This is a genomic window from Novosphingobium sp. FW305-C-30-35, from assembly GCF_058783135.1.
Map to the genome: position 1 here is coordinate 831623 of NZ_JBYSYJ010000001.1, position 20991 is coordinate 852613.

The following is a 20991-nucleotide window of genomic DNA, read 5'->3' on the forward strand; positions in this document are numbered from 1 at the left end:
GGTTCAGGCCTTCTCCATTGCCTTGCCGGAGTCCTTCAGGGCCTCGGCGATGATCGCCTCGACCAGATCGGGATAGTCCATGCCCAGTGCCCTGGCCTGCTCGGGTACGAGGCTGAGCGGAGTCATGCCGGGCTGAGTGTTGACCTCCAGCAGGAACAGGCCTTCCACGCCCTGCTCGTCGTCCCAGCGAAAGTCGGAGCGGCTGGTGCCCTTGCAGCCTAGCAACTGGTGCGCGCGCAGGGCGATCTGCTTGCATGCCTCGGTGATTTCGTCGGGTATTTCGGCCGGGCAGATGTGATCGGTCATGCCGTCGGTGTACTTGGCGTCGAAATCGTAAAAACCGGACTTGGGGCGCAGTTCGGTGACGAGCAGCGCACGGTCGCCGATCACCGCCGTGGTCAATTCGCGGCCACGAATGAAGGGTTCCGCAAGAAGCTCGTCGAACTCCTGCCATGGCCCGCGCGCGTCGGCGCTGATCGGATTGCCGTAATTGCCGTCTGCCGTGACGATCGCAACGCCAACCGACGAGCCTTCGTTCACTGGCTTGAGCACATAAGGACGCGGCAGGGGGTCGGCCTTGTAGAGCTCATCCGTGCGCACGATTCGTCCGCCCGGCATGGGGATGCCATGCGGCACCAGCGCCTGCTTGGTCAGCTCCTTGTCGATCGCGATGACCGAGGTGGCGAGGCCGGAATGGGTATAGGTCAGCCCCATGATGTCCATCAGACCCTGGATCGAGCCATCCTCGCCGGGCGTGCCGTGAAGCGCATTGAACACGACATCGGGCTTGGCTTCAGCCAAGCGCAGGGCAACCTCGCGATCCATGTCGATCCGCGAGACCTTGTGGCCCTTCGACTCAAGCGCCTTGGCCACGCCTTCGCCCGACATGAGGCTGACGGGGCGCTCGCTCGACCAGCCGCCCATCAGCACCGCGACGTGGAGTTTTGAAAGCGTCACGGTCTGCCAATCCTCTTGATTTCCCATTCGAGCTCCACGCCCGACATATTCTTCACGCGCTTGCGCACTTCCTCGCCCAGCGCTTCGATCTCGGCACTGGTGGCCTCGCCGGTGTTGATCAGGAAGTTGGTGTGCTTTTCGCTAACCTGTGCGCCGCCCATCGTGAGCCCACGGCAACCGGCCTTGTCGACCAGTTCCCACGCCTTCGCGCCATCAGGGTTCTTGAAGGTGGAGCCACCAGTCTTGGAGCGCAGCGGCTGCGAAGCTTCGCGCGCCGCGCTGATACGGTCCATTTCAGCCTGGATCGCTGCGGGCTCGCCCGGATGCCCGCGGAAACGCGCGGCGACGACAATGGAGCCATCGGTCAGGTCGGAGTGGCGATAGGTATAGCCGAGTTCGGAGACCGGCAGCGTCGCCACCTCGCCCGATCGGATCACCACATCGCAATCGATCAGCACGTCCTTGACCTCGCGGCCATAGGCGCCGCCGTTCATGCGCACGAAGCCGCCGACAGTGCCGGGGATCGAGCGCAGGAATTCGAGGCCCGCGATGCCGTTGTCACGCGCAGTGGACGATACGAGAATGCCGCTGGCTCCGCCGCCGCAGTTGAGCGTGACCTCGTCGACCTTCTCGACCTTGGCGAAAGCCTTGCCCAGACGAATGACGACGCCCGGAACGCCTCCATCGCGAACGATCAGGTTGGAGCCCAGGCCCAGCGCCATGACGGGCACGTCCGGCGCCAGACCCGCGAGAAACTCCTTCAGGTCGGCAATGTCCTTGGGCTCGAACAGCCAATCGGCAGTGCCGCCGGACTTGAACCAGACCAACGGGGCAAGTGGGGCATTCGGTGTCAGCTTGCCGCGAACCGAAGGCAGCGCAAGAGTGGTCACCCCTGCCCCCTTTCACGCGCAATCGCGTCGGCAAGACCCGCTGCCCACTTGGTGATGTCGCCCGCGCCGAGGCAGACGACCATGTCACCGGGCTGCGCCGTTGCGGCGAGTTCCTTTGCCAGCGCGTCGGCCCCGGCTGTCAGATGCGCCGAGCGGTGGCCGCGCGCCTTGATGCCTTCGACCATCGCGGCGCTGTCCACGCCCTCGATCGGCTGTTCGCCAGCGGGATAGACCGGCGCGGCATAGACGACGTCGGCATCGTTGAAGGCGCCCTGGAAGTCATCCAAGTGGTCGCGAAGGCGAGTGAAGCGGTGCGGCTGAACCACGGCGATGACCCGGCCCTGCACGCCTTCACGCGCGGCAGCAAGAACGGCGCGGATTTCCACAGGATGGTGGCCGTAATCGTCGATCACCGTAACGCCATCGACTTCGCCAACCTTGGTGAAACGGCGCTTGACCCCGCCGAACTTGCCGAAGCCGGTGCGGATGAGTTCGTCGGAAACGCCCATTTCCACTGCGACCGCGACCGCAGCGAGTGCGTTCTGGACGTTGTGGCGGCCCGGCATCGGCAGTTCGATGCCCTCGATGCGGCGGAACGAGCCATCGCGCTGGCGCAGCACGGCAGTAAAGCGATTGCCGCCAGGGATCGGCGTGACGGCTTCGCCGCGCACGTCGGCTTGCGCAGAGAAGCCGTAGGTCACGACGCGGCGGTCCCGTACCTTGGGGATGATCGCCTGCACTTCAGGGTGATCAATGCACAGCATGGCTGCGCCGTAGAACGGCACGTTCTCGATGAACTCGACGAAGGCCGACTTCACCTTGTCGAAGCTGCCGTAGTGATCGAGGTGTTCCGGGTCGATGTTGGTGACGACCGCCAGCGTGCCATCGAGCCGCAGGAACGAGCCGTCGCTCTCGTCCGCCTCGACCACCATCCACTCGCTGTCGCCCAGACGCGCGTTGGAGCCATAGGAATTGATGATGCCGCCGTTGATCACCGTGGGGTCTATGCCCCCGGCATCGAGCAGGCAGGCGACCATCGAGGTCGTCGTCGTCTTGCCGTGCGTGCCAGCAACCGCGACCGTGCTCTTCAGCCGCATCAGTTCGGCCAGCATTTCGGCGCGGCGTACAACCGGGATGCGGTTTTCCAGCGCAGCGACGACTTCGGGATTGTCGCGCTTAACGGCGGTGGAAGTCACAACCACAGCCACGCCATCAACGTTCTCGGACTTCTGCCCGATCATCACCTTGATGCCACGCGAGCGCAGGCCATCGACGACATAGCTTTCGGCCATGTCGGAACCCTGCACCGAATAGCCCATGTTGTGCATGACTTCGGCAATGCCCGACATGCCGATGCCGCCGATGCCGACGAAGTGGATCGTCCCGATCTCGGTGCCGACGCCCTTCATGCCAGTTGCTCCTGCCCCGCAGGCGCAGCGCTGCGCGTATCGACGCGGATCACGTCCATGATCGGCTCGCCCCCGAAGCTCTCGACCAGATCGGCAAGATCGCTGACGGCGTTGGGCAGGCCACAGTTCCACGCGGCATGCGCGGCATTGGCAAGGGTATGCGGGTGCTGGGCCATGGCCTGAATCTGTTTCGCCAGTTCCTTGGGAGTGAAGCCGGTCTGCCGGATGGCACGGGCGCCGCCCGCTGAAACCATCTCGCGCGTATTGGCGGCCTGATGGTCATCGGTAGCGATGGGAAGCGGCACGAGGATCGCTGGGCGGCCCACTGCTGTCAGCTCGGCAATCGTCGAAGCGCCGGCGCGGCCGATGAACAAGTGCGTTCCCGCAAGGCGCGACTGCATATCCTCGAAATAGGTGCCAAGTTCAGCCGGGATCTCATGCGATGCGTAGCGTGCGCGGACGGCTTCAAGGTCTTCGGGACGGCACTGCTGCGTTACCTGCAAGCGATGGCGCAGTGCGGGCGGCAGCATGGCAAGGCCATCGGGCACGACCTCCGAAAGAACCGAAGCGCCCTGGCTGCCACCGGTCACCAGCACGCGAAACAGGCTGTCCTCGGTGAACTCGGGGAACGGTTCGCCGCGCAGTGCCAGCACCTCTGGACGCACCGGATTGCCGACGCGGTGGACCTTGCCCCAAAGCTTGGGATCAAGCCGATCCACTTCTCCGTAAGCCGTCGCAATGGCGTCCACACGCTTGGCAAGGAAGCGGTTGACCCGGCCCAGCACCGCGTTCTGTTCGTGGATCACCGTGGGGATCTTCGCCGAATGAGCCGCCAGCAGCGCTGGCAGTGCGGGGTAACCGCCAAAGCCGATCACGCACGACGGCTCGAAGCTTTCGAACAGGCGCAGAGCCATCGCCCTGCCCTGCCAGATCGCGCTCAGGCCCTTGAGCAGCGCCACCGGACTTTTTGCCAGACGCCCGGCCGGAAGAACGTGCGCCGGCATGAAATCAGGCTTGCCGGGGATCTTCGCGCCGCGCTCGTCCGTAACCAGAGCCACGTGGTGGCCGCGGCGTTCCAGCTCGACCGCCAGCGCGAAGGCCGGAATAAGGTGTCCGCCCGTGCCGCCCGCAGCGAGCACGTAATGCCGAGAAGCGCCACTCATTTGCGCACCAGTTCCGTAACGTCGAACTTCTCGCGCGAAAGGTAGGGGTTGCGCCTCGTGATCGCGAGCAGCAGCCCGACGCCCATGAGCAGCGCGATGGTCGACGATCCGCCGTAGCTGATCAGCGGCAAGGTCATGCCTTTCGAAGGGAAAAGTTGCAGGTTCACAAGAATGTTGATGAACGCCTGCCCGACCAGCTGCGCGGTCAGCCCGGCTGCCGCAAGGATGGTGAACAGATCGTCCTCATCGAGCAGGCGCATCAGCACGCGCAGCGCGATCGCGCAATAGATCGTGACGATCACCGCGCAGGCGATCAGCCCGAATTCCTCTCCGACCACCGAAAAGATGTAATCGGTGTGCGCTTCGGGCAGCGCGTTCTTGCGGCTGCCGAGCCACAGACCGGTCCCGCTCCACCCGCCGTTCATCAGCGTGCGCATGGCAAGGTCGACCTGGTCAAACTCGCTGCCACCCGAAATGAAGTTGTCGATGCGGTGCGTTGCGTTCGGGTAGAAGAAGTACGCGGCAATGACCACCAGGATCAGCCCGCCCATGGCGTAAAGGATTTTGTTGACCGACAGGCCCGAGAGCAGCGCCAGCACGAACCACACGCCGCCGAACAGCATCGTGGAACCGAAGTCCGGTTGGGCCATCAGCAGGATGCCGACCAGCCCCATGATCGCCACGGTGATGGGTATGACGGGAATGTTCGGATCGCGCACCCGCCACGACAGGATCCAGGCGAGGGCGATGGCGAAACCGGGCTTGAGAAACTCCGAAGGCTGCAGGCTGAAGCCGATCCACAGCCAGCGTTTCGCACCCTTAACCTCGCTGCCGACAAGCGGCACCAGCACCAGCGCAAAAATCATCGCCGCCGCGAGCAGGATGGCCCCGCGTCGAGCCGCCTCCTTGGGCAGGACAGACGCAAAGAACATCGCGACCAGCCCCACCGCGACCCAACGCAGGTGAATCCAGAAGAAGTAAAGATCACCGAGCGACTTCTGGTTCGTGGAAAGGCGATGCGCCGAAGCAGGGGAAGCAGCAGCGACGGCGATACAGCCGATCGTCACCAGCGAGAGGATCAGCGTCAACAGCACCCGATCGATCTCGCGCCACCAGATCAGCAGTTCGCTGCGACGGCTGCGGCGAAAGCGCGCACCGTGGCCGACCACGCGCACGCCGCCATCGGGCATGGTGGTGGTCACAAGGCGTGTCGGAGTTGGCGTCGTGCTCATGACCCGGTTCCTGGCGGACAGGGTGCCTCGCGATCCTCGATCAGCGCTTCGACGATCTGGCGGAAGCTGTCGCCCCGCGCCTCGAAATCGCGGAACTGATCGAAGCTGGCACACGCTGGAGAGAGCATTACCACGTCTCCGGGTTGCGCAGCTTCCATCGCCTGGCGAACCGCATCGCACATCATCTCGCTGCGGGTGACGGGCATGAGCGGTTCAAGAAGTTGCGCAAACATCGGACCGGCCTCGCCGATCGTATAGGCTGCGACGACATGGTCGAAGTAGGGCGCGCACTCGTCGAGATTGTCGCTCTTGGGCAGGCCACCAAGTATCCAGTGGATACGCGGGTAGGCGCCAAGCGCAGGCGCGGTCGAGGCGGGATTGGTGGCCTTGCTGTCGTTTACGAAAAGGACGCCGTTGGCCTCGGCCACGCGCTCCATGCGGTGCGGCAGGCCGACAAAGCTGGCCAGCGCCGGACGCCATACGTCTTCGCCGATGCCGAGCTGGCGGGCGATCTCAACCGCAATCGCAGCATTCTGCAGGTTGTGCGGCCCCTGCAGCGAAGGCCATGCCGCCTGTCCTTCCAGCGCATCGGGCTGAACCACATGGACGAAGCCCACGTCGTGCGTGGCCGAAGTCTCGCGCGCGATCTTCAGGGTGTGCTCGTCCCCGCAACCGAACACCGCGTGATGGCGCGACGACTGCATCCGGAACAGCCGCGCCTTGGACGCAGCGTAGCCATCGAAGCCATCGTAGCGGTCGAGGTGATCAGGGCTGAGGTTGATCAGCGCGGCGACATCGCAATCGAGGCTCTGCGTCAGGTCGATCTGGTAGCTGGAAAGCTCGAGCACATAGACGCCGCCTTCGGGCAGCGGCTCCTGCCCAAGGACCGGCAGGCCGATATTGCCACCAAGCCGGGCCTGCAGACCTGCCGCCTGGCAGATGTGATGGACCAGCATCGTGGTGGTCGACTTGCCGTTGGTGCCGGTGATGCCGACGACGCGATGCGGCGGCAGGTCGGCGCGGGCTTGCGCGAAAAGCTCGATGTCGCCGATCACTGGCACGCCGAATGAAGCGGCATGGGCAGCAATCGGATGGCGGTTAAGCGGCACGCCGGGACTGACCACCACGCCCGCAAATCCGGTCAGGTCGATCGACAGTGGATCGGCAATGGTGCAGCGCCCTTCGTAGGCGGCGCGCGGTTCCTCACGGCTGTCCCACACGGTGACCTCCGCCCCGCCTGCCAGCAGCGCCTCGACGCTCGCCTGCCCCGAACGGGCAAGGCCGAGCACGGCGAAGCGCTTGGCCGTGAAGGCGGGCGAGACGATCATCGCACCTTCAGCGTGGCAAGGCCGATCAGCGCAAGCACGATCGACACGATCCAGAAGCGGATCACGACAGTCGATTCCTTCCAGCCGAGCTGCTCGAAGTGGTGGTGGATGGGTGCCATGCGAAACACGCGCTTGCCGGTACGCTTGTAGACCGCCACCTGCACGATGACCGAGACGGCTTCCATGACGAACAGTCCGCCGACAATGGCCAGCACGATCTCGTGATGCGCCGCGACCGCGATCACGCCCAGCGCGCCACCAAGCGCAAGGCTGCCGGTGTCACCCATGAACACAGCCGCCGGGGGCGCATTGAACCACAGGAAGGCAAGACCCGCCCCCATCATAGCGGCGCAGAAGATGGCAAGTTCGCCGGCGCCCTTCACGTGCGGAATGCCGAGGTAGGTGGAGTAGTCCACACGGCCGGCAAGATAGGCGATAATTGCGAAAGTGCCGGCCGCGATGATCACAGGCATGGTGGCAAGGCCGTCCAGACCGTCAGTAAGGTTCACCGCATTGCCCGCGCCAACGATCACGAAAATCGCAAACAGATAGTAGAACGGCCCGAGCGGCACATAGAGATTGCTGAACAGCGGAACGTAAAGGTGCGTTTCACCAACCGCCAGCCACGCGGCGATCCCGGCCACGACGAACTCACCGGCGAGGCGCACCTTGGCAGGAACGCCCTTGTGCGCATACTTGGTCACCTTGTCGTAGTCGTCGAGAAAGCCGATCAGGCCGAAGCCGAGCGTCACGACCACGCAGGACCAGACGAGGCGGCTGGTCACATCCATCCACAGCAGCAACGACAGCGTGAGCGATGTGACGATCATCAGACCGCCCATGGTCGGCGTACCACGCTTGGCGAGGTGTGACTGCGGGCCGTCCTCGCGGATCGGCTGCCCCTTCCCCTGGCGCACGCGCAGCATGTTGATGAAGCGCGGACCGATGATCAGGCCGATCATCAGCGCGGTCAGCAACGTCGCGCCCGCGCGGAACGTCTGGTAGCGGATGAGGTTGCTGAATCCCTCAAAATGCAGCCACTCGGCCAGCTGGTAGAGCATTCACCGTTCCCTGGTGGTGAGCGAACGCACGATCGCGCCCAGTCCCACCGAATTCGACCCCTTCACGAGGATCGCATCACCCCCGCGCACACCGTCGGCAGCCAGACATTCCGCCGCCTCCGAAGCCGTCTGCACATGCGCCACATCGATTTTACCGGCAAGCGACAACGCCCCGCTTTTCCCCAGCGCGTCAGCCAACGCCGCCATTTCGGCGCCTACCAGCACCAGCCTGTCGACCTTGCCCTCAGAAACGGGGCCTGCCAGCTCTGCGTGATAGCGTGCCTCGGCCTCGCCCAGCTCCTTCATCGCGCCGAGAATGGCAACGCGGCGGGTGGCGGGCGTCGCGCCCAGTTGGCGCAGGGTGACGGCCATGGAGGCAGGATTGGCGTTGTAGCTTTCGTCGATCAACAGGGCCTTGCCAGAGCCATCGCCACCAGTAGCGGCAATCTCGTGGCGGGCACCGCGCCCGGCGAGGCCTTCCATCTCGGCCAACGCCAGTCCGGCAGCGCCCAGGTCGCCGCCGATCGCTTCGACGGCAGCCATTATGGCCAGCGAATTGGCGACCCAGTGGTCGCCCGGTTGCGAGATCGTGTAGCAGACCTTGCGTCCAGAAAGGTCCGCCGTCACCAGGGTTCCACCGCCCGGCGCCGCCACGGCATCGACAAGGCGCGCGCCTGCATCGGGATGTTGTCCGAAGCTGACCACCCGTCCCGCATGCCTTGTCGCCTTGGCATGGAGACGTTCGTAGTGGCGGTTGTCGCGCGGGATGATGGCGACGCCGCCGTGTTCGAGACCTTCGAAAATCTCCGCCTTGGCATCGGCAATCGCTTCTTCGCCCGAAAAGTGCCCGATGTGGGCAGGCGCTATGGTGGTGACGATGGCGACGTGGGGACGGACCAGCCGGGTAAGTGCGGCCAGTTCCCCTGCGTGGTTCATGCCCATCTCGAAGACGCCGAAGCTGGTCCGCGCGGGCATCCGCGCAAGGCTCAGCGGAACACCGACGTGATTGTTGTAGCTCTTTACAGAGCGGTGGGCGCGGCCCCTGCTGGCACGGTCGAGTGCCGCATAGAGCGCTTCCTTGACGCCGGTCTTGCCTGCGGAACCCGTGACGCCGATGATGCCGGCATCGACGCGCGCACGCGCCGCTCGGCCAAGGTCCTCGAGCGCGGCCATCGTATTACCGACCAGCACGTGCGAGCCGAACGTCGCATGTTCGACGACCGTGCCTGCCGCGCCGCGCCCGTATGCGCCCTCGAGGTAGCGGTGACCGTCCGAAGCTTCGCCCTTCAAGGCAAAGAACAGGTCGCCTTCCACCACCTCGCGGCTATCGATCTCGACACCGGAAACCGCGAATTTCGCGCTGGCCCGGCCACCTGTCGCCGCAGCGATTTCCTCGCTCGTCCAAAGCGCAAGACCCGCCGCGTCGGACGGGTCCTCTGGCCATGCGATCAAAGCGGGGTGGGCGGTCATGTGGTGCACTCCCTGGCGACCTGAACATCGTCAAACGGCAGGATGCGGACAGCATCGCCCCTGCCCACGATCTGTCCCTGTTCGTGCCCCTTCCCTGCAACAAGGACAATGTCTTCACGGCCTGCCTCGGCAATGGCCGCAGCAATGGCGGCGCGACGATCCCCGATCTCGCGGGCCTTGCCATCGCAGCCGGCCATGACTGCGCGGCGGATATCCGCCGGATCTTCGCCGCGCGGATTGTCGTCGGTGACAATCACCAGATCCGAGCCGGCACAGGCTGCACGGCCCATCTCCGGACGCTTGCCGCCGTCACGATCGCCACCGGCACCGAACACCGTGATCAGGCGGCCCGAGGTATGCGGCCGCAATGCGGCTATCGCGGCCTCGATGGCGTCCGGCGTATGGGCATAGTCGACATAGACCGGCGCCCCGGCTCGGTTGATCGCCGCACGCTCCAGCCGCCCGCGCACGGGCTGCAACCGTCCAAGCGCGTCGAATACCTTCGCCGCATCGGTCCTTGAAGCAATTGCCAGCCCTGCCGAGACCAGCGCGTTCGCGGCCTGATAGGCCCCGATCAGCGGCAGGTTGATCTTGCGCGCCTGGCCTTCGAACGCGATTTCGAGCGTTTGCCCCAGTTGCGTAGGGGTACGGGCGAGCAGGCGGATGTCGGTCCCCTGCTCGCCCACCGAGAGCAGCCGCACACCCCTTGCGCGGACGTGCTCCACTGCCCGTCCCGACCATTCGTCGTCCATCCAGACGACCGCCGTGCCGCTCTCTTCCACGACATGGTCGAACAGGCGCATCTTGGCCGCGAAATAATCGTCCATCGTCGCGTGGTAATCGAGGTGGTCGCGGCTGAGGTTCGTGAAGGCGCCTGCACCGACACGCAGGCCCTCGTTGCGGTACTGCGAGAGGCCGTGGCTGGACGCTTCGTAGGCAACATGCGTCACGCCCTCGCGGGCAAGGCCGGTCATGTTCGACAGGAACGTCACGATGTCCGGCGTGGTCAGTCCGGTGGAGACGCTTTCGTCCGCCGTTGTCACGCCGAGCGTGCCAATCGATGCAGCAGAATGGCCGGCCATGCGCCAGATCTGGCGCGTCATTTCGACCGTGGACGTCTTCCCGTTGGTCCCGGTGACGGCAACTACCGTCTCGGGCACGGGCTGGAAGAAGCGCGCAGCCAGCGCGGCAAACGCGCGGCGCGGCTCTACATCGGCAACGTGCACCGCCCCTTCGACTTTCGCCCCCGGACGCGCGACCACGGCGACGGCGCCTGCCTTCACGGCGTCCGCAATGAAGTCCTCGCCATTGAAGCGGGTGCCGGGGAAGGCGCCGAAGATCGTGCCCGGCGCGACCTTGCGATGGTCGATAGCAAAGCCGGTGACGTTTGCATCACCGTTCTCACCTGCGAAACCCGCTGCTTCGAGGATCGCGCCGAGCTTCATTCACCATCTCCGTTGCCGACCAGCGGCGACAAGTCCGAAATGTCGATATCGCGTGTATCGTCGGGAACGACGCCGAGGAACGGCCCGATGCGCGGAACGACGCGGCCGACGATTGGCGCGGCGTTCCATGCGGCAGTGCGCTGGTACGATGTCGCCGCCGTTCCCTTCGGCTCGTCGAGCATGGCAATCACCACATAGCGCGGCTTGTCCATCGGGAAGGCGGCTGCAAAGGTCGCGACGAGCGAAGTGCGGTTATAGCCGCCCTTCCCGCCGGGCTTTTCCGCCGAGCCGGTCTTTCCTCCGACGCGATAGCCCGAGGCATTGGCGCTCTTGCCGGTGCCGTCCACGACGATCATGCGCAGAAGCTGGCGCATGCGGGCGCTGGTCGAAGCCTTGTAGACGCGGCGGCCTTCAGGGATCTGCGTCGGCTCACGCTTGAACAGCGTTGCCGGTCGCCAGATGCCGCCGTTGACCATTGCAGCATAGGCTGCTGCCAGGTGCAGCGGCGTCACCGCGATGCCATGGCCATAGCTGACCGTCATCGTGGTGATGCGCGCCCAGTCGCCGTTCTTGTTGGTGCCGCGCGGCCAGAGCGGGAAGCCGCGCGCCGGCAGTTCGATATAAGGCCGCTCGTTCATGCCGAGAGCAGCCATGGTCTTCTTCAAACCCGGCCCGCCAAGCTTGTCGGCTACCTGCGCGGTGACGATGTTCGAGGAATGGATCAGCGCCTCGGGCACGTTCAGCGAAGCGCCGAAGCTGTGGCTGTCGCGGATATGAAAGCCCCCGATCGCCAGCGGCTTGTCCGACGGGTAGCGCACTGAAAGGTCGGTCACCACACCTGCGTCAATTGCCGCAGCGATGCTCAACGGCTTGAAGGTGGACCCAAGTTCGTAGACCTGATTGGTCACCTTGTTGAACACGAGGTTGTTGAGCGCTTGGTCAGAACGGTTCGGATTGAACGAAGGCAGCGATGCCAAGGCCACGATTTCCCCGGTGTCGACGTCAAGCACAATGCCTGCCGCGCCCTTGGCCTCGGTCTCCAGCATGCCGCGACCAAGTTCGTCCTCAAGTGCGCCCTGTGCCCGCATATCGATGGAAAGCGCCACCGGCTTGCCACGCCGGGCAGGATCGAGCAGCTGCTTCTCAAGCACCTGCTCCATGCCGACATGGCCATGGCCTTCACTGTCGACATAGCCGAGCACGTGTGCGCCAAGCGATCCTTGCGGGTAATAGCGTTGGTTCTCGCGCGGGAATTCCAGCGCAGGCTCGCCCAAGGCAAAGATGCGGTTGGCATCCTCCGGCATCACACGCTGGCGCAGATAGCTCGGCTTGTCAGACTTCAGCCGCCGGAGCAGGTCGTTGTAGTCGGCGTCGGGGAAGATGGCGACAAGCGCCTTGGCCACCTCTTCGGGCGACTTGACGAGCGGAGTGCCGTTTTCGCCGAATGCCTTGGGATTGTACCACAGCGCATAGGCCGGGAACGCCCGCGCCAGCGGAACGCCATTGCGATCGGTGATCTCGCCTCGCGGGGGGAGCAGCGCTTCGGCCAGTGAACGACGCTCAGGGGAGCCTTCGAAAAAGCCGAGTTGGGCGATCCTTGCGAGCGCCGCGAAGCCAAAGAACAGGATGAAGCCCGCCACCACCAGCGCACGGACCTTGGCCTCGACCAGCGAGCGCTGACGGACGTTGGCCAGCAGGACGCGGCCGGAAGCGATGGCGGCTGAGGCGGTGAGTGCGTTCACCGGGCTGCCTTAGCCTCCTTGCCCTTGGCAGCGCGAGGGGCCGAACTGGACTTGGCCTTGCTTGCGCCTGACTTTTCCGCAGTTGCGACAGCTTTGACCTTGGCAGCAGGCTTGCTGGCCGGTCGCGCGTCAGATTTCGCAGTCTTTGCCCTCTCCTTGGAAACAACGCCCTTGGCAGCAGCCTTCTGCGCCACCTTGGGCTTGGCCGACGTCGCGGACTCGGACTTGTCCTTCTTGACCGGGCGCTCCTTGTCCGAAGCCGTTTCCTTCCGCACCGGCCCGCGCGGGCGGGCGTCAACGACCTTGCCAAGGCGGTCTTTCAGCGTCTCGACCGCTTCAGCATGATCGACAGTGCGCGCCGGACGGTCCTCGTCGGCATCGTTGGCAACGGCCTTGCTATCATTGCTGGCCAAGGCCTTGCCCGAAAGCGGCGAAACCATCGCCGGGAACGCGGCCGAAGCGATCACGCTGTCATCCACGCTGGCGACGCGGATCGGTGCGGGCGCATCCGGCGTGGCGGGCACGCTCAGTGCGGCAAGCTGGCGCTCGCCTTCGAGGTACTGGCTGGCGTTGGGCGCGGCATAGCCGAACTCGACGTCGTTCCAGGCTTTCAACTGCTGCTGATTGGAGCGCGTCTCGAATTCCGTCTCGAGATACATCTTCTCCTGCTTTAATGCGACGATGCGCGCTTCGGCATGATGGATCTGGCTCCGCAAGGCATTGACCCGGAATGCCAGCGCCACGACCAGCGCCAGACACAAGCCCAGCAAGACCACCCAGCCAACCGAGCGAAGACGGCTTGTCGTCGAGATCATGCCGCAGCCCTCCCGGCACGATTGCGTGCTGGCGCGGAAGTGCGCACGGCCCAGCGCAGCGTGGCGGAACGGGCGCGCGGGTTGCGCTCCTCTTCCTCGGGCGTCGGACGAATGGCAGCCGAGGGCTTTTCAAAGACCGGTTCGACCTTCGCGGCCATTTGCGGCAGGTGGCGCGAGCCGGCCGGCACGGCACCGGCAGCTTCGCGCAGGAACTGCTTGACGATGCGGTCCTCGAGGCTGTGGAAGCTCACCACCGCGATGCGGCCACCGGGGACCAGCACCTTCTCCGCCGCAGCGAGGCCCTCGATCAGTTCGTCCAGTTCGCCATTCACGTGGATGCGCACGGCCTGGAAACTGCGGGTCGCCGGGTCCTTCTGCGCCTTGGGGCCCTTGATGTCCGGGCGGTAGCCAAGCGCCTTGCGTACGACCGCGGCAAACTGGCCGGTGGTGGTGAGAGGACGGGCGCCCACGATGGCGCGGGCAATCCGGCGCGATTGGCGTTCCTCGCCGTAGCGATAGAGAACGTCTGCTATTTCCCCCTCGTCCGCTTCATTCAGGAAATCCGCCGCACTTGGACCGTCCTGTGACATCCGCATGTCTAACGGTCCGTCCGACGAGAACGCAAATCCGCGCCCCGGCTGATCGAGCTGCATCGAGCTCACGCCGATGTCGAACACGACGCCCTGAACTCCCGCAATTCCGGCCTCTGCAAGTCCTTCCGCAAGTTCGGAAAAGCGACGGGGATGCAGAACGAGGCGCGGATCTTTTCCACAGGTTTCTCCCCAGAGCCTTCCCGCCGCAATCGCATCGGGATCGCGGTCGAAGGCGTGAACCGTCGCGCCGGATTCCAGCAGGCACCGGGTGTAGCCGCCCGCGCCGAAAGTCGCGTCGACGATCAGATCGCCCGGCTTTGCATCAAGGGCCGCCACGACCTCTTCGAGCAGCACGGGAATGTGCGGGGCTTTTGGCGCTGCGGCGGTCACTTGCGCTTCCCCTTTGCAGCTTCGGCCATCTTCGCTCGGCAGCCAGCCTTGGCGCTGGCCCAGCCATCGCCCTGCTCGAACAGGATTTGCGGGTTCCAGATCGTGATCTGGCGGCCGCCACCATGGAAATAGAGGCCATCCTCCACCTGGCCGAGTTCGGACAGGTACTCGGGCAGGACGAAACGGCCGCTTTCATCGAAGCTGACGCGGGTAAAGCCGTAGGCCTGCGCTTCGGCCATATCGCGGTCGAAATCGAGGCCCAGCCGGAGCTTCTTCTCTTCCTCGCGATCGATCTCTGCAGCCAGTTCATCCAGGCGGGAAAGGCCAAATCCGGTCAGACAAGGCAGGCGGGGGTGCTTGTCGAGGCAGAGAACGCGCTGGTTGGCGGAAGCTGCGTAGATGTCGGAGCGGAAGTCGGCAGGCAGGACGAAGCGGCCCTTTTCGCCACGCGGCGAAAAGCCCTGTCCCACCAGATTTACCGGCCCTCCCGCCACGCTGGACACCCCGCTCGCGGACAAAGCTCCATCGCTCGACCCCGCGCCATCGCGCGTTGCCGACTCATCCCCCGCGGATGCGATTGGAGTTCGTCCCGATAACCCACACTACTAACGCGGGACGGGGCGGGCGAAAAGGGGAAAATGCGGGAAAATGCGGACTAGCTATGATTCCGTAGCATTTTCTCTACATCTTACCGCTTGAGTAACCATCACCAGCTGCAAAAGTAATCGCCCAGATGCGGGCATTTTGCCGAAGTCCTCGGCCGTGCCTGGCACCTTGCCCGTAGTTTCCCGCGAACAAAAAGGGATCACTCCGCCATTGCCCCTTCGAGCAGGCGTTGAAGCTGGACCGCCCGCCGATCCCCATCAGCTTCCGGCTCCAGAAGCGCGGCGTCGGCAACCAGCGTTGCTTGGCCTTGGCCGATCGTGCAACGCGCAATCAGACCGTCCATTGCAATCGCGCAGTTCGCTTCGTGCCCGCCCGGGATTGCCTTGAAAGTGCCTGCCAGATTGATCGGCAGCCCCTCGCCCGCACTTTCCCGCAGACCACCGGGTTGCCTGTCGTCGAATTGCAGTTCCAATCCCCAACGCGCCAGGATCGGCGAAACCAGCGCCACGTCCTGCGGGCGGCGTCGGTCACCCAGCGCAAATGCGCTCTCCTGCGTCAGCAAGGGATCAACGAACATCAGCAGGTGACCGCCTGCCCGCAGCCAGGCATCAAGCGCAAGATTCTCCTCCGGCACCAACGGGCGCGGCTGCGCCACGACCAGCAAGTCGACTTGTTCGAGCTGAAGCAGCGTATCGAGCGCGATCACCTTGCCCTTGGACTCCAGCACGGCGCGCGCCCAGTGCGGCGCGGCTGGCGGGTCGATCATGCCCTTGATATCGTCCGCCTCGTTCCACACGATCGGCAGGCTGGTAAACAGGCCCACGGTCCTGTCAGGGGCAGGCTCGGCGGAGAACGCCCACCAGCCCGCCAGCGCGACAACCGCTGCCAGCACGGCAAGAGCGATCCGGCGATGCACTCAGTTCTTCGGCGCGTTAACCGAAGGGGCCGGGACCGAAGGGGCCGGAGTCGGCGCCGGCGGAGCGGGCGAGATCGTGACGGTCGGCTTTTCCTTGGCCGTGACCGGCAGTTGCGGAGCCACCCCCATGTCGGCCAACGGGTCCTTCGCCGATGTCTCGCTCGCCTCGACCTTCGGCGCAGCGGTATTGACCGCGCTGGCGTCGATGAACTTGGCCCGATCCATGATCACGTTGGCAAGGCTGACCAGCAGCAGCATCCCGGCGAGCCCGAACAGCCCGACCTGCAGCCGATGAACTGCCTGCGCCCGCAATTCGCGCGTGGTCGGCGGCACATGGGCCAGTGCGCTGGCAGCGGCAATTTCCGCCTCGGTCGGGGCGGATGCCTGCTTGCCTGCGGGGAAACCGAACAGTGCCATGACCGCAGCCTAGCCTATTGCTCCAGCCAAGGGAACACCGGCAGCCCCTTGGCCTTGAGCCACTCGGGATTGTAGAGCGACGAAAGGTAGCGGAAGCCAGTATCGCACAGGATCGTCGCCACGCGGCTGCCCTTGCCAAGCTGCCTGGCCAGCGCCACGGCACCCGCCACGTTGATCCCGCTCGACAGGCCAAGGCACAGCCCCTCATCGGCCAGCAGGCGCTCGACCCAGTAAAGCCCTTCCTCGTCCGAAATGCGGAACTGCGTGTCGATCGGTGCGCCTTCGAGGTTCGCGGTGATGCGCCCCTGGCCAATGCCCTCGGCCACCGAGGAGCCCTCGGCCTTCAGCTCACCATTGGCGTAATAGTTGTAGAGCGCCGCGCCGTGCGGATCGGTCAGGGCGATCGTTATGTTCTCGTCGAAAGCCTTGAGCCCCAGGCCCACGCCCGCGATCGTCCCGCCCGTGCCCGCAGCACAGGTGAAGCCGTCGATGCGGTGCTCCATCTGCTCCCAGATCTCGGGCGCGGTGCTTTCGATGTGAGCGCGGCGATTGGCGATATTGTCGAACTGGTTGGCCCAGACCGCCCCTTCGGTTTCCTCGGCAATCCGGCGCGAGGTGTGGACGAAGTGGCCGGGGTTGGAAAACGGCGCCGCCGGCACCAGCACGAGTTCTGCCCGCAGCGCCCGCAGGGTGTCCATCTTCTCGCGCGATTGCGTTTCGGGCATGACGATGACCGACTTGTACCCGCGAGCGTTGGCCACCAGCGCAAGGCCGATGCCGGTATTGCCCGCCGTGCCTTCGACGATCGTCCCGCCGGGCTGCAGCACGCCCCGCTCCTCGGCATCGCGCACGATCCACAGCGCAGCGCGGTCCTTCACCGAAGCACCGGGATTGGCGAACTCGCACTTGCCGTAGATCTCGGCGCCTGCCGCCTCGCTCGGCCCCTTCAGCAGGACGAGCGGCGTGTTGCCGATGAGCGAAATGGTATCGGGTGTAATCGAAGGTGCAGTCATGGTCCCCGAGTTAGGGAGACTTTGCACGATTGCCAACGAATTTGCGCTTTGCGACGTGCAAGCCCTGCTCGCTGCGTTATTCGCGCCCGGCCCGGATAGCGGCACCGCCCGCAAACGGCGCAACGGCCAGCGCCACAAGGCTGCACGCGCCCAGCAGCAGCAAGCCCCCCTCGCCCCCCGGTTGCAGCGATCCCGCGCCGAAGATCAGGAGCGGCACAGCCAGAGGGATCGCGAGCAATCCGCCCAGCGCCGAACCTGCCCGCAACCCTGCCGTCAGCGCCGCGATGGTAACGCCGATCGCCGCCAGACCGGGCGTGCCGAGCAGCAGCCCGACTTCCACCGTCCACAACTGTTGGCCATCAAGGCCGAGCAGCCCTGCCGAGATCGGTGCTGCCAGCATCAGCGGCACGCCAAAGCTCAGCCAGTGCGCCAGGATGCGCACCAGGAGCAGCGCCTCCTCGGCAATGCCGCGCAAGGCCCACTGGTCGAACATGCCGGCTTCAACGTCCGGCTCGACCAGGCGGTCCAGCGGGAGGATCGCCGCAAGCAGCGCCGCAACCCAGATCACGCCCGCACCGGTCCGTGCCAGCAACCGGGCATCGGGGCCGACGGCAAAGGGAAACAGCATCGCCACAGCAAGGAAGAACAGCAGCGGCAGAACCGCTCCACCGCGCCCTTGGCTCCCTCGCGTCAGCAGCACCAGATCGCGCAGGAAGATCGGAAGAAGCTTGGCGATCACGGTTGGAAATCCAGCAATTCGATCACCTTTACCGCGTCGAGCGAAAGCGGCTGGTGCGATGCAATGATCACCGCCCCACCGGCATTGCAATGCGCCTTGATCGCCGCCTGCGCGATGCACGACCAGTGGGTGTCGAGCCCGTTGAGCGGCTCGTCGAGCAGCCAGATCGGCGCGCCGCTTGCCGCCACGCGGGCAAGGGCCGCCCGCTTGCGCTGCCCCGTGGAAAGATAGCGCACCGGAACGTCAAGCAGGTCGGCCAGCCCGAAGTCGGCGTTGCCTTGGGGGGCACGGTCGATCCGCTGCCAGAACGCCAGCGCCTTCTCGAGCGGTTCGTGGCCGTCCAGCGCCAGCCGCTCATCCGAAAGCGCAAGCGCACCATGACGCTCAACCGACCCCATGAACGGCCGCAGCAATCCGGCAAGGATGCGGATGAGGCTCGACTTGCCGATGCCGTTGGGGCCGGCAAGATGGACGACTTCACGCGGCGCAAGATCGAACGACAGCCCCCGGAACAGAACCCGGTCCCCGCGCCGGCAGGCAATATCCGTGGCGACGAGACCGCACTCTTGCATGGCGTGGGACTGCATGGGAGGGGCTTGCATGAAATCGGGCGATAGGGGAAACGGCGGCAACTGCCAAGGATGCCAAAGGACCAAGCATGACCGTCGCCCGCCTGACCGATTCCGAACGCGTTTCCCTGCTGGCCGAGCTCCCGGAATGGCAATTGCGTGAAGACGGCCTAGCCATAGTTCGCACCTTCCGCTTTGCCGATTTCTCCGAGGCCTGGGCCTTCATGAACCGCGTCGCCCTCTACGCCGAAAAGGCTGACCACCACCCCGAATGGTTCAACGTCTACAACCGCGTCGAGGTGACGTTGACGACGCACGATGCCGATGGCCTCTCGGCACGGGATGCGGCGATGGCGCGGGCGATGGAAGGCTTTCTGTGAAGCTCACCTCACCGAGCAATTGGTTACGGCATGGCTCGGCCGCGCTACTCATCTTGCTATCGGTACAAGTTGCCCGTGCCGAACCTCCCACATGCGCTGAGAATGTCGCCTCATTTCAGCCCAAGACGGGTGTTGTAGGGTCGGCAGAGACGGCAAAGTCAGTGGCCATGATTTACCTGAAGCCCGTTTATGGCACCAAACAGATTGAAGGGCAGCGACCCTTTAAGGCTACGCTGCGCGACGGTGTCTGGACAGTGACAGGCTCGCTACCGAGAGGCTGGGATGGCGGCGTCGCACACATCTCGATTTGCCGCCGGAACGGCAAAGTTTTGCGCATTTTTCACGACAAGTGAGCAATTCATTATCAGAAGGGACGTGGCGCCGCTACTTCCCCAAAGGCCTCCCGCCAGACCGCATCTGCTTGCGCAAAGCCCCCGGCATCCAGCGCGAGGCGAACGCGAGCCGCCGCGCGGTCTTGCCGACCAAAGTGTGCACCTTGTCTCCATGCACCGCCGCCCACGCCGCCTCGGCGACTTCGCTCACCGGCGTGATTTCCAGGCCCGCGCCGCGCACGCGCGTGCGGATGTCCTCGTTGCTGGCGCGGTTGGGGGCGTGATCCAGCAGAGGCGTTTCGATGAAGCCCGGCATCAGGCTGCGCACCTTGATGCCGTACTCGGCCCATTCCCCGTCGAGCGATTCAGTCAGCGCCCTGACGCCGAACTTCGTGGCGGAATAGACCGATGCCCCGGGTGAGCCATAGATCCCCGCCGCGCTGGCGGTGTTGAGCAGGCACGAACCCGGCGCGCTCGCCCTGAGCCACGGGAACGCCGCCTGCGCGCCGAAGATCACACCCTTGAGGTTGATGTCGAGGGTGCGCTCGATCTCCTCGGCCGTCAGATCGACAATGCCACCACCGATAGGGATGCCGGCATTGTTGAACACCACCTCGATCTGCCCGCCAGCCGCCTTGGCGCAATCGGAGAGCGCCATGTCCCATGCCGCGCGGTCGCGCACGTCGAGACGGTGGCAAGAACTAAGCCCGGCGGGAAGCTGCGCTGCGGTTTCGGCCATGCCGGCCTCGTTGATATCCGCGATGCCGACAAACCACCCGCCTTGTGCAAAGCGCTGCGCCACGGCGCGGCCGATGCCCGAAGCGCCACCGGTGATGAAGATCGTCTTGCGCGCCATTGGCACCCCCTGCTCACATTGTTGTCAGCAAGACATTACAGCGCCGGATTGTTATAGCAATGCCAGGTGAAGATCGCCGCCGCGCCACGATGCGGCCGCCAGTCCTCGGCCAGAGCGCGCGTCTCCTTCTCGCTCGGCCGTTCCGCCAGGCCGAGCAGCTTGCCAAGGCCCACCTGCACCGCAAGATCGCCCGCAGGCCAGATGTCGGGCCGCCCTTCGGCGAACAGCAGGTAGATCTCGGCCGACCAGCGACCGATGCCCTTGATCTTGACCAGTTCCGCAATCGCTTCTTCGTCGTCCGCTGGCAGCGCATCAAGATCGAGTTCGCCCGATACCACCAGTTCGCACAAGGACCGCGCATAGCCCTGTTTCTGGCGCGATAGCCCACAGGCGCGCAAGGCGTCGAAGTCGGCGGCAAGCAGGTCGTGCGGGGGAATATCCTCCCCCAGCAGTGCCTCGAGCTTGTTCCACACCGAAGCAGCGGCGGCCACGCTGACTTGCTGGCCGACGATGGTGCGCAGCAAGGTGCCATAGCCGGTCGAACGAATGCGTGGCTCGGGATATCCGACGCGGCCAATGGCACTCGCCATGGCGGGGCTGCGGGCGGCGATGTAATCGAGTCCTTCGCGTAGAGCCTCTGCCGTCAGTCCCACCCTAGTTCTCCGCAA

General features: G+C 65.0%; 22 protein-coding genes. 2 read left to right on the forward strand and 20 right to left on the reverse strand.

Annotated features, from left to right (window positions below; all coding sequences use genetic code 11):
- Nucleotides 1-3 precede the first annotated feature (3 nt).
- The 18 genes from AC3WLM_RS04105 to ccmA form a co-directional block, all read right to left on the reverse strand.
- Nucleotides 4-957, reverse strand: a complete 954-nt coding sequence (locus AC3WLM_RS04105; protein ID WP_492478090.1) for a D-alanine--D-alanine ligase — start codon at nt 955-957, stop codon at nt 4-6.
- Nucleotides 954-1847, reverse strand: a complete 894-nt coding sequence (murB, locus tag AC3WLM_RS04110) for a UDP-N-acetylmuramate dehydrogenase (RefSeq protein WP_492476680.1) — start codon at nt 1845-1847, stop codon at nt 954-956. The genes AC3WLM_RS04105 and murB overlap by 4 nt, the downstream gene beginning before the upstream one ends.
- Nucleotides 1844-3256, reverse strand: a complete 1413-nt coding sequence (gene murC / locus AC3WLM_RS04115; protein ID WP_492476681.1) for a UDP-N-acetylmuramate--L-alanine ligase — start codon at nt 3254-3256, stop codon at nt 1844-1846. Before murC ends, murB begins: the two co-directional genes overlap by 4 nt.
- A complete protein-coding gene (murG, locus tag AC3WLM_RS04120) occupies nt 3253-4419 on the reverse strand; it encodes an undecaprenyldiphospho-muramoylpentapeptide beta-N-acetylglucosaminyltransferase (RefSeq protein WP_492476682.1) in 1167 nt (388 codons plus the stop codon). Before murG ends, murC begins: the two co-directional genes overlap by 4 nt.
- Nucleotides 4416-5609 (reverse strand): FtsW/RodA/SpoVE family cell cycle protein, encoded by a 1194-nt coding sequence (locus tag AC3WLM_RS04125; protein WP_062347795.1) that lies wholly within the window; start codon nt 5607-5609, stop codon nt 4416-4418. The genes murG and AC3WLM_RS04125 overlap by 4 nt, the downstream gene beginning before the upstream one ends.
- A gap of 38 nt (nt 5610-5647) precedes the next feature.
- Complete coding sequence (gene murD / locus AC3WLM_RS04130; RefSeq protein WP_062347724.1) at nt 5648-6979, reverse strand: UDP-N-acetylmuramoyl-L-alanine--D-glutamate ligase; 1332 nt, start codon at nt 6977-6979, stop codon at nt 5648-5650.
- Nucleotides 6976-8040 carry a phospho-N-acetylmuramoyl-pentapeptide-transferase gene (gene mraY, locus AC3WLM_RS04135; RefSeq protein ID WP_039334147.1) on the reverse strand — a complete coding sequence of 355 codons (1065 nt, stop codon included), beginning with the start codon at nt 8038-8040 and terminating at the stop codon, nt 6976-6978. The genes murD and mraY overlap by 4 nt, the downstream gene beginning before the upstream one ends.
- The gene (locus tag AC3WLM_RS04140; RefSeq protein WP_039334148.1) at nt 8041-9510 is read right to left on the reverse strand and encodes a UDP-N-acetylmuramoyl-tripeptide--D-alanyl-D-alanine ligase; all 1470 of its coding nucleotides are present in this window, start codon (nt 9508-9510) and stop codon (nt 8041-8043) included.
- Entirely contained in the window at nt 9507-10955 is a 1449-nt protein-coding gene (locus AC3WLM_RS04145) for a UDP-N-acetylmuramoyl-L-alanyl-D-glutamate--2,6-diaminopimelate ligase (protein WP_492476683.1), read from the reverse strand. Before AC3WLM_RS04145 ends, AC3WLM_RS04140 begins: the two co-directional genes overlap by 4 nt.
- Nucleotides 10952-12697 carry a peptidoglycan D,D-transpeptidase FtsI family protein gene (locus AC3WLM_RS04150; RefSeq protein WP_039334151.1) on the reverse strand — a complete coding sequence of 582 codons (1746 nt, stop codon included), beginning with the start codon at nt 12695-12697 and terminating at the stop codon, nt 10952-10954. Before AC3WLM_RS04150 ends, AC3WLM_RS04145 begins: the two co-directional genes overlap by 4 nt.
- Nucleotides 12694-13512, reverse strand: a complete 819-nt coding sequence (locus AC3WLM_RS04155; RefSeq protein WP_492476684.1) for a hypothetical protein — start codon at nt 13510-13512, stop codon at nt 12694-12696. Before AC3WLM_RS04155 ends, AC3WLM_RS04150 begins: the two co-directional genes overlap by 4 nt.
- Nucleotides 13509-14495: a 16S rRNA (cytosine(1402)-N(4))-methyltransferase RsmH gene (gene rsmH / locus AC3WLM_RS04160; RefSeq protein WP_492476685.1), complete on the reverse strand. Its 987-nt coding sequence runs from the start codon at nt 14493-14495 to the stop codon at nt 13509-13511. Before rsmH ends, AC3WLM_RS04155 begins: the two co-directional genes overlap by 4 nt.
- A complete protein-coding gene (locus tag AC3WLM_RS04165; RefSeq protein WP_039334154.1) occupies nt 14492-14989 on the reverse strand; it encodes a division/cell wall cluster transcriptional repressor MraZ in 498 nt (165 codons plus the stop codon). The genes rsmH and AC3WLM_RS04165 overlap by 4 nt, the downstream gene beginning before the upstream one ends.
- Nucleotides 14990-15300: 311 nt before the next feature.
- Nucleotides 15301-16017: a Gldg family protein gene (locus AC3WLM_RS04170; RefSeq protein ID WP_492476686.1), complete on the reverse strand. Its 717-nt coding sequence runs from the start codon at nt 16015-16017 to the stop codon at nt 15301-15303.
- Nucleotides 16018-16434 carry a hypothetical protein gene (locus AC3WLM_RS04175; protein ID WP_062347729.1) on the reverse strand — a complete coding sequence of 139 codons (417 nt, stop codon included), beginning with the start codon at nt 16432-16434 and terminating at the stop codon, nt 16018-16020.
- A gap of 14 nt (nt 16435-16448) precedes the next feature.
- Nucleotides 16449-17447 (reverse strand): cysteine synthase A, encoded by a 999-nt coding sequence (locus AC3WLM_RS04180; protein WP_062347731.1) that lies wholly within the window; start codon nt 17445-17447, stop codon nt 16449-16451.
- A gap of 76 nt (nt 17448-17523) precedes the next feature.
- Nucleotides 17524-18186, reverse strand: coding sequence for a heme exporter protein CcmB (ccmB, locus tag AC3WLM_RS04185; RefSeq protein ID WP_039334158.1), 663 nt, complete (start codon nt 18184-18186; stop codon nt 17524-17526).
- Complete coding sequence (gene ccmA, locus AC3WLM_RS04190) at nt 18183-18758, reverse strand: heme ABC exporter ATP-binding protein CcmA (RefSeq protein WP_062347733.1); 576 nt, start codon at nt 18756-18758, stop codon at nt 18183-18185. The genes ccmB and ccmA overlap by 4 nt, the downstream gene beginning before the upstream one ends.
- 86 nt (nt 18759-18844) lie before the next feature.
- Between ccmA and AC3WLM_RS04195 the strand changes: the two genes are divergently transcribed.
- Both AC3WLM_RS04195 and AC3WLM_RS04200 read left to right on the forward strand, forming a co-directional pair.
- Complete coding sequence (locus tag AC3WLM_RS04195; protein WP_039334162.1) at nt 18845-19135, forward strand: 4a-hydroxytetrahydrobiopterin dehydratase; 291 nt, start codon at nt 18845-18847, stop codon at nt 19133-19135.
- Nucleotides 19027-19488: a YbbC/YhhH family protein gene (locus AC3WLM_RS04200; protein WP_492476687.1), complete on the forward strand. Its 462-nt coding sequence runs from the start codon at nt 19027-19029 to the stop codon at nt 19486-19488. Before AC3WLM_RS04195 ends, AC3WLM_RS04200 begins: the two co-directional genes overlap by 109 nt.
- A 31-nt stretch (nt 19489-19519) precedes the next feature.
- Here the strand turns inward: AC3WLM_RS04200 and AC3WLM_RS04205 are convergent, their stop codons facing one another.
- Complete coding sequence (locus AC3WLM_RS04205) at nt 19520-20323, reverse strand: SDR family oxidoreductase (RefSeq protein ID WP_427466905.1); 804 nt, start codon at nt 20321-20323, stop codon at nt 19520-19522.
- A gap of 35 nt (nt 20324-20358) precedes the next feature.
- Nucleotides 20359-20976 carry a DNA-3-methyladenine glycosylase family protein gene (locus AC3WLM_RS04210; RefSeq protein ID WP_492476688.1) on the reverse strand — a complete coding sequence of 206 codons (618 nt, stop codon included), beginning with the start codon at nt 20974-20976 and terminating at the stop codon, nt 20359-20361.
- Nucleotides 20977-20991 lie beyond the last annotated feature (15 nt).